The organism is Roseofilum sp. (genome assembly GCF_982964205.1).
This window is the reverse complement of the sequence record NZ_CEZBFX010000156.1, coordinates 1-9,754: the sequence shown is the minus strand read 5'-3', so window position 1 is coordinate 9,754 and position 9,754 is coordinate 1. Positions and strand designations below refer to the sequence as shown.

General features: G+C 42.9%; 2 protein-coding genes. Both read right to left on the bottom strand.

What is annotated here, in order from left to right; all coding sequences use genetic code 11:
* Nucleotides 1-163: 163 nt before the first annotated feature.
* Nucleotides 164-5,572, bottom strand: a complete 5,409-nt coding sequence (locus AC3A14_RS22845; RefSeq protein ID WP_487779180.1) for a trifunctional serine/threonine-protein kinase/ATP-binding protein/sensor histidine kinase — start codon at nucleotides 5,570-5,572, stop codon at nucleotides 164-166.
* 130 nt (nucleotides 5,573-5,702) lie between these two features.
* Nucleotides 5,703-9,754, bottom strand: a 4,052-nt coding sequence (locus AC3A14_RS22840) for a trifunctional serine/threonine-protein kinase/ATP-binding protein/sensor histidine kinase (RefSeq protein ID WP_487779179.1), incomplete at its 5' end; no start/stop codon positions are given.

The window sequence follows — 9,754 nt, the reverse complement described above, 5'->3', positions numbered from 1 at the left end:
CTGAGTAATTGCACCAACCAAGGTGACTTTTGACCCTCTATAAAAAGGTTTCATTAATCTACTGAATATGCTTTCATTGCCTCTTCCTGCCTATCACATTTCTTCACCTTATATTGTACCTCATTACAGCGCGAAGCGCTGTATGCAATCTAGAATCGACGGGCTAGTTGCCGATGGGTATGGAGATTTCCAACTCAGTGCCTTTACCGAATTGAGAAGTACAGGTAATCTTACCGCCATGTTTTTGGGCAATGATTGATTTAGCGATCGCCATTCCTAACCCCGTTCCTTTACCCACAACTTTCGTTGTAAATCCTTGCTCGAAGATGCGCTCTTTAACTTCATCTGGCATCCCCATGCCATTATCAGCAATCCGAATGGTGACCTCCTGGGTTGTTGCTGAGGTAGTAATCTTAATCTGATTGGCAATCTCGTCAAAACTGCGTCCCTGATTGCCCTCATCTAGAGCATCAATAGCATTAGCAATCAGATTCATAAACACTTGGTTGAGTTGTCCCGGAAAACATTGCACTTGTGGCAATTGTCCATAGTCTTTAATAATTTCAATCGCTGGACGCTCCTCGTTGGCTTTCAGGCGATGTTTGAGAATCAGCAATGTGCTCTCGAGACCTTCATGCAGATTAAAGAGGACTTTATACTCCTTATCGGTGCGCGAAAAGGTTCGTAAAGAATTACTAATGTGCCTGATGCGATCGGTTCCTTCTTGCATCGAGTCAATCAATTGCGGTAAATCGGAGCGCAAAAACTCCAAGTCTATCGCTTCTCTTTCTGCTTGTATAGCTTCACTCGGATGCGGATATTCTTGCTCATAAAGGTTCAGAAGTCCAAACAAATCTTTCAGGTAATCTCCCGCTGGTTCTATATTTCCAGCAATAAATGCCACGGGATTATTAATTTCATGGGCTACTCCTGCCATCAAGTTGCCTAAAGCCGACATTTTCTCGCTTTGCACCAATTGCAGTTGGGCTTGTTGCAGGTCTTCAAGAGATTGTTCGAGTTGATGAGCATAGTCTTGGGATTGCTTGGCGTAGTCTTGAGATTGCTTGTAGAGGCGAGCATTTTCCAGAGAGATAGCAGCTTGGGAACAGAGCATAGAGAGCAGTTCCACGAGATCGCTCGTAAACGCTCCAGTCGCTAGATGATTTTCCAAGTAAAGGATGCCGATCAGTTTGCCTTGATTGAGGATAGGTGCGCACAGAAAACTAAGAGGTTGTTCTTGCTGTAGATAGAGGTCGCCTGCAAACTGGAGATTGCAAGAGAAATTGTTAACAATAATTGCTTCTTTGCTCCGTTTGACCTTATTAATTACCCTCATGGGAATTTCTTGTTCGTCGGATACTTCCCTGCAACATAAATCCCAGTTATCTTGACCCCCTTTTTTTGAATATCGGTTAGCCATCTGCCAACCATCGGGTTGTCGCAAGAGTAGAATGCCGCCATCGGCTCCTGCATTTTCCATTGTTGCTCTCATCAAGGCCGAGAGCAGTTTGCCCAGATGCATTTCACTCGATAGAGATTGGGAGGCTTTCATCGCCGTTGCCCAATCGAGCATGAAGTCGCTTTTGCTGCTATTTAAACCTGTCGTCCGCGTTAAAGTACTAATTACGCTTAAATCGTTGTGTAACTGTAGGTAGGGCTGTTGCAGAATGGAGGAAAGCAGTTGGGGATATGTTCTTTCAAGTTGGTCGGTTTTGGCTTTTGCTCCCCAGCGGGCATAGCAGTAGTAGGCATCGGTCATATAACTGATCGCTACCTTTTGTTTACCCCAATCCAGATAGAATTTTGCGGCCAGTTCGTTAGCTAGGGCTTCTTCCTGGATGTAGCCATTTTCTTTCGCTCCAGCTATGGCCAAGTCGTATCGTTCGATCGCATTGAGTTTTTGATTCAAAACTCGATGCTTTTCTGCTGCGATTAACTGGAATTTATGACCATAGTTCATCGGAGCATGATTGGCCCAGGCTTCCATTTTATTTTGATAAGATGATATTTTTGCATCTGCTTGTTCTTTTTCTTGCTTTTCTAGAGTATGATAAACATCAAGCCATGATAAACTAGCGTAAAAATAAAATATTGGTATAAATACTTGTCCCAGAATTCCGTCCAAATATGACTCCACTTGATGACTTCGGTCGATCGCTTGGCGACTATCACCAAATAAATAGCAGAGAAAAAGTTTATCTATATAAAATAAAGCTAGAGAACTAACATCATTTTTTTCCTGGTGGATAGACATCATTTTTTCTTCATCGTAGCTCTTCCCTTGGATCAAAGATGGTAGTTTATTGCCTTCAATCAAATTCAAAACCATTTGCCGATGAAGTTCATTAAGCTGAAACATCATATTTTGTTGAAGTTTCTCGATGGCTTGGCTATAATGCAACATATTTTTTTCTAATTCTATAAGATTAAGTCCCGATACAAAAGAATGGGCGCAATAATCATAGGCAGCAAAAGCCGCAGATTCAAAATCTCCTAACTCTAAACCTATTTGATAAGCCTCGATCAGCATTGATAAAGTTGTGTTGATATGTTTTTTCCAATGCTGAACAGAAAGGCAAACAATTTCTATTGTTTTGGCATGAAATTCTCGAGATTCAATTTTCTCCAAGAGATTCAGAGCCAAATTACCAAAGCTGAATCCCAGATCGATATCGTTAACGATACTGCAAAGAATTAAACCATAGTTTGCATAAGCAGAACATGAAACATCTGTATTACCGTGGTTTATAGATAGCTCGACCTGTTTGGCAATAATAATCGGTAACAAGTTTGGTTGCCCTAAATAAGCTGCATTTAAAATCCCCGAAAGAATTCGCATTGCTGCTAATTGTCGAGAATCAGTCGAGATTGGCAAATCTTTTAATAACTCTATGGAATGGGATTCGAGTTTGCGATCTAATTCAAATAAAACTCGTTCAACATCACAATTATCAGGGCATCTTGGGATTTTTATATCTAATTGATCTAGAAATTCTAAGCCAGCATCAATAGCTTTAAAAACATAATTTTCGCTGATGGCTATCTGAATTTTAATTTCATACGCTTTAGTTTTATCCACAATGTCTATTGCCCGATCGCAAATCTCAGTATTCATGACTTCTGCTGTTTTGAAGTCTCCGTTTAGATAAGCTATTTCTGAAGTCAATTCAAACACCGATCGCACCAATTCAAAATCTTGATGCCAATCCGCTTCTGATAGCAAGGAGCGTGAGGTGTCAATATATTCATAAGCCGCTGCATAAGCAGTGGAAAGTTTCGCTTTCTTTGCCGCCATGAAATTTAATTTGGCCAATCGATACTTCTCAGGTGATTGGGTAATTAGGTCTAAACCGAGATTAATTTGATTGACAATATCAAAGATTCTCTCTTCAAGATGGAAATCGGGAGTACAAGCGAGTAATTGCCTGCCAATTCTTAAATGAGTACCTTGCTTTCGCTTTTCATGGATTAAAGAATAGGCAGCTTGTTGAACGCGATCGTGTAGAAACTTATAACTAACACAGAGATCTTCAATTGAAGTCTTTCGATCCTGGTTAGCTGGGAAAAACTTATAGGTTTGGCCTAGGGGCAGAACCAATCCCTCTTGCAGCGCCCTCCATAAGGAAGCGGCTACTTCCATCTGCTCGCGCTCGCTGACAATGGCCAAAGTTTCCAAATCAAACTGGTTGCCGATACAAGCGGCTAACTTCAACACCTCTTGAGTGTCTTCCGGGAGTTTGTGTAGCTCTTTGGCCATAAACTCAACCACGTCCGAAGTTAATGTCAACTGGCGTACTCTAGTTATGTCGCAGTGCCAATAGCCGAGATTGCGATCGAACCCAATCAACTCATCTTCATGCAATCCTTTGAGAAACTGGGTAGCAAAAAAAGGATTGCCCTGAGTCTTTTGATAGACTAATTCCGTCAAAGGCCGAGCTATCTTTGGGCTACAATTGAGAGTATCTGCCACCAAGCAATTCAGATGTAATTCAGTTAAAGGTTCTAGAGTGATCGTCGTAATCGTCACTCCTAATTTGGCGATTTCCTCTAGAGTCAAAATTAACGGGTGAGTGGGAGACACCTCATTATCTCGATACGCTCCTAGCAATAGTAGATAACCTGTTGCACTCTCACTCATCAGCAGTTGGATTGACTTCAGGGATGCCGCGTCTGCCCACTGCAAGTCGTCAATAAAAATCACTAACGGATGTTCTTTAGTGGTAAAAACTTGAATAAATTTTGGAAATAATAAGTTAAAGCGATTTTGCGCGGCACCACCAGGAAGTTCGGGGACCTCGGGCTGCTTGCCAATAATTGACTCTAGCTCTGGAATTACCTCAATAATCACTTGAGCGTTTTCTCCCAAAGCCGCAAGAATATTGGTCTGCCACTGGGCTAATTGAGTATCTGATTCTCCTAATAACTGCTTCATCAAATCCCGGAAAGCGCTCACGAAAGCACTGAATGGGATATTGCGCTGGAATTGCTCAAATTTCCCTTTGATCAAATAGCCGCGCTCTCGCACTATTGGCCTGTGAACTTCGTTGATGACAGCCGTTTTACCAATGCCAGAGAATCCGGCAACGAGCATTATTTCTGTCTGTCCCTTGGCTACACGATCGAAAGCCTTGAGTAAGGTTTGGATTTCGCTTTCGCGTCCGTAGAGTTTTTCCGGAATCAGGAAGCGGCTGGCAATATCTCTCGTGGCCAACTCAAAGAGTTCTATTTTGGCTGTTTCTTGCCATTGCTGGAGACAATTTTCTAGATCTAACTTTAACCCCAATGCACTCTGATAGCGATCTTCTGCATTCTTCGCCATTAATTTCATCACGATCTGTGAAACGACTAGGGGAATTCCAGAAACCGGGTTTCTAACCGATGGCAATACTGGCTGTTGGGAAATATGACAATGCACCAACTCTATCGGGTCGTCACTGGGGAAGGGTAAAGTTCCTGTTAGCAGTTGGTATAAGGTAACTCCCAGGGAATAAAAGTCGCTGCGGTAGTCGATTCCCCGATTCATGCGACCGGTTTGTTCTGGGGAAATATAGGCTAGGGTTCCTTCTAGGACATTGTAATTCTTGATTTCTTCCACTTCTTTTGGCAGCAGGGAGGCAATGCTGAAATCAATCAGTTGGATCTGTTGGCTCTCTGGGTGAATCAGAATGTTGGCGGGTTTAATATCTTTGTGAATGACTCGCTGCTGCTCGAGTTCTTGCAGGATCGACGCGAGTTGAATAGCGATTTTCAAACAGATTTCTAAGTCTAATGACTCATATTCTGCTAATACTTTCTTCAGAGAAATTGCCCCCTCCTCTTTCATGATCAAAGCATAACCATTACCAATGTTCTCCAAGCTTAAAGGTTGGACAATGCCGGGGTGATTCAGGTTTTGGGCAATGGCATACTGGTTGCGAAACTGTAGGAGTTCGGTAAAGCTGGGGTATGAGTTGCGCAGAAATTTGATGGCGACTTTTAACGAGTCAGAAAGTCTAACTCCCCGATATACTAAAGTTCGCTCTCCTTCATATATATTTTCGCCAATTTGATAGCCCGGTAGTTCTAAGATCATTTCTCTAGGATTTGTTGCTGTACTTCGATCATTATGGTGACATTTTTACCAACAAAGACCTCAATTTTACATAGGCAGCGATCGCTCTATGGGGATACTTACATAATAATTAATATAGAATCTATTCGCTCTAATTGATAGGAAGGCAGATTTCCAACTCAGTGCCTTTACCCAATTGAGAAGTACAGGTAATCTTACCGCTATGTTTTTGGGCAATGATTGATTTAGAGATCGCCATTCCTAACCCCGTTCCTTTACCCACCGCTTTAGTCGTAAATCCTTGCTCGAAGATGCGTTCTCTCACCTCTTCTGGCATCCCTGTACCATTATCAGCAATCCGAATGGTGACCTCCTGGGTTGTTGCTGAGGTAGTAATCTTAATCTGATTGGCAATCTCGTCAAAACTGCGTCCCTGATTGCCCTCATCTAGAGCATCAATAGCATTAGCAATCAGATTCATAAACACTTGGTTGAGTTGTCCCGGAAAACATTGCACTTGTGGCAATTGTCCATAGTCTTTAATAATTTCAATCGCTGGACGCTCCTCGTTGGCTTTCAGGCGATGTTTGAGAATGAGCAATGTGCTCTCGAGACCTTCATGCAAGTTAAACGGGACTTTATACTCCTTATCTGTACGGGAAAACGTCCGCAAAGAATTACTGATGTGACGGATGCGATCCGTTCCCGATCGCATTGAAGAAATCAGTTCCAGTAAATCCGAGCGCACAAACTCCAAGTCCATTGCTTCGATTTCTTCTTCTATTGCTTCACTTGGCTCTGGATATTCTTGCTGATAAAGGTCTATTAATTCCAACAAGTCTTGCACATAATCTCGTGCTGGTTCTATGTTCCCAGCAATAAATCCTACGGGATTATTAATTTCGTGGGCTACTCCTGCCACTAGATTGCCCAAGGCTGACATTTTTTCACTTTGTACCAGTTGCAGTTGGGCTTGTTGCAGGTCTTCAAGAGATTGTTCGAGTTTCTGGGCATAGTCTTGGGACTGTTTATAAAGACGGGCATTTTCCATCGAGATAGCCGCTTGGGAACAAAGCATATTGAGCAGTTCCATCCGCTCGCGTGTAAACGCTCCTACGGCTAGATGGTTTTCCAGATAGAGGATACCGATCAGCTTGCCTTGATTGAGGATGGGTGCGCACAGAAAACTAAGGGGTTGTTTTTGTCGTAGATAGGAGTCGCCGGCAAACTGGGTATCATCAGGGAAATCGTTAATAATAATTGCTTCTTGAGTCCGTTTAACTTTATTAATCACACTGGTGAGAATAGAGCGTTCAGTCGATACCTCGGTCGAAGACCAATCGCCACCTTCTTGGGAGTATCGGGCAACAACCTGCCAACCAGACGGTTGCTGTAAGAGCAGAATGCCGCTATCTGCTCCGGCATTTTCCATGGCTACTGTCATTAAGGTGGAGACCAGTTTGTCCAGGTGCATTTCGCTCGATAGGCACTGGGATGCTTTGATCGCCGTTGCCCAATCTAGCATTGAGCTAATTGTGCTGGTACTTGAACTGCTCGTTTGAGTCAAAGTGTGAGTTGCAATCGCGGTTTGGCCACTCTGTAACTCCAAGCGAGGCTGTTGCAGCATGGAGGCAAGGAGTTGGGGGTATTTTTCTTCGAGTTGGTCGGTTTTGGCCTTGGCTCCCCAGCGAGCATAGCAATAGTAGGCATCGGTCATATAGCCTGCAGCCACCTTTTCTTTACCCCAGTCTAAGTAGAATTTGGCAGCTAGTTCGTTGGCTAGAGCTTCTTCTTGTAGGTACTCGTTTTCTTTCGCTCCGGCTATGGCGCGATCGTACCAATCTCCAGCCTCATAGTATTTTCCGCAAACGCGATATTTTTCAGCTTCAATTAAGTCCCATTTATGTTGGTGATTCATGGGTGCGTGGCGCGCCCATTGCTGTTGTAATGTCTTTTGGTTCTCCTCAAGTTGTTGCCAGGCTGCTGACTCTGACTCTAAATGGGAGCTGACAGTAGCAATAATGCTCAGACAATGATAGAAATAAAATGCTGGTTCAGAAGCCATTCCAGCTCCAGCGATCGCATATTTCTTTGCCTCAGTGGCATTTTTTAGAGCCGAATTAATATCCGCAAATAGGTAGCAAATTATCAACTTATGGATATAAAAATACCACAAGCCGACCAAATCTGAAGCAGGAATAAGTTGGGATAAAATTTCATTTTCTTCGATAAATTGTCCAGACAAAATACTCTGATTTTCTGCACCATACAATAGGTGTGAAATAGCTTGCAAATGAATTCGACAGTAATTGGCTGAGGTTAACTGACTAAATTTTATCAACTCATTGTAATAAAGACGAGTTTGCTGCTCTAATGATACAAGGGATTGACCGCACAAAAAGTAATTCCAACAGAAACTGTGAACGTTATGTCCGGCATATTCTTGATTTCCCGTTTCTAGTCCACTGGTATAGCCCTCCTGTAGAAGCGGTAGGGTTTTTTGGGTATGAGATGTACGATGAAACAGAAATAATCCCAAAATCGTGAGTACGCTTGATTTAATGATTTTAGCTTCTGGCTCGATCGCGACTTTAAGAGCTAAACGACCAAACTTGACAGCGATATTCACATCTTGCAAAAGATTAGTGCAAACCATTCCATAGGTTGCATAGGCAAAGGCCGATGCTGGAGTATTTCCATATTCAATAGAGAGTTTTACCGCTAAGGAAACGATGAGTGGAAATAACGGAGAACCCGAGATGGAAGCGGCTGATGTCACGCTAGTTGCTAATCGAACAATGGCAATTTTTTCTGGATCTCTCATCTTAGGAATATGAATCAAATCTTCAATGTCTCGCTCGGCGATCGCCTGTTTGATTGCTTCAATGCTTTCTTGAATATCTTTTTCTTTCGGTCTTTCGGGAAAAGTAACATTAAATTCTTGTAATAATTCTAGTCCCAGCTCAATGGCTTCATTGAGCTGACTATGATTAATAAGTGCTTGAATCTTTGTTTGATAAATATTCACTTTGTCCGAGGGATTATCAACCCATTTTATAACCTTTTTGATGAATTTATTCATGGCTTCCCTATCGTTACATAGAGAAGCGAGTTCTGCCCCTAAATCATGGAAGGCTAAAGTCATTACATATTGCTCGCGCCAAGGATTTTCTCCAAGTAATGATAAGCCAATGCTGACGTATTCTCGACCACTTTCATAGGCAGTTGCTGTTCTCGCCTTGCGACTGGCAATGAGATTCAAACGAGCTAATTCATAACGTTCTTGTGGGTCTGCGATTGAATTTTTGCCATGATTTAATTGATTGACTAGCTCAAAAATACGTTCTTCTCGTTCTTCAGGAGCAATTATTCCCTCTAGCCGTTTGCCGATCCGGTAATGAGTCCTTTCTTTTCGGTCGTCAGGAATCAGAGAATAAGCGGCTTGCTGGACGCGATCGTGCAGAAACTTGTAGGCAACCGATATTTCTGATACCTTTACTTTTTCCTCTCCCTCACTTCCTTGGAAAAACTTATAGGTCTCGCCCTTGGGCAGAACCAATCCATCTTGCAGCGCTTTCCATAAAGAACTTGCCACCTCTATCTGCTCGAGTTCCCTGACAATGGCCAAAGCCTCCAAGTCAAATTGGTTGCCAATACAAGCAGCTAACTTCAATACCTCTTGAGTTTCTTCGGGTAGCTTGTGCAACCGAGAAGCCATAAACTCTACTACATCCTCTGTCAGTGCCAACTGCCGCACTTCGGTCAGGTCGCAGTGCCAATAGCCTTTATCCCGGTCAAAAGCAATCAACCCATCTTCGTGCAAGCCCTTGAGAAACTGGGTGGCAAAAAAGGGATTTCCCTTGGTTTTTTGATAGACTAATTCACTTAAAGGCCCAGCCAGCTTCTGGCTACAGCTTAGAGTATCTGCGACCAAGTCATTGAGATCGGCTTGGCTTAAAGGCGCGAGAGTTATGGTATTAATACTCGCTCCCGATTTAACAATTCCTTCTAGAGTTAGCATCAAGGGGTGGGCAGGATAGACCTCATTATCCCGATAGGCTCCTAGCAACAGCAGATAACCCGTCTCACTCTCGCCCATGAGCAGTTGCATCAACTTCAGGGATGCTGAATCTGCCCACTGTAGGTCGTCTAGGAAAATGACTAAGGGATGCTCAGGAGTGGTAAAAACTTGAATAAATTTCT

Excerpts from the sequence above, each read along its gene's own strand:
- AC3A14_RS22845 (WP_487779180.1), bottom strand. The coding sequence starts at position 5,572 with ATGATCTTAGAACTACCGGGCTATCAAATTGGCGAAAATATATATGAA.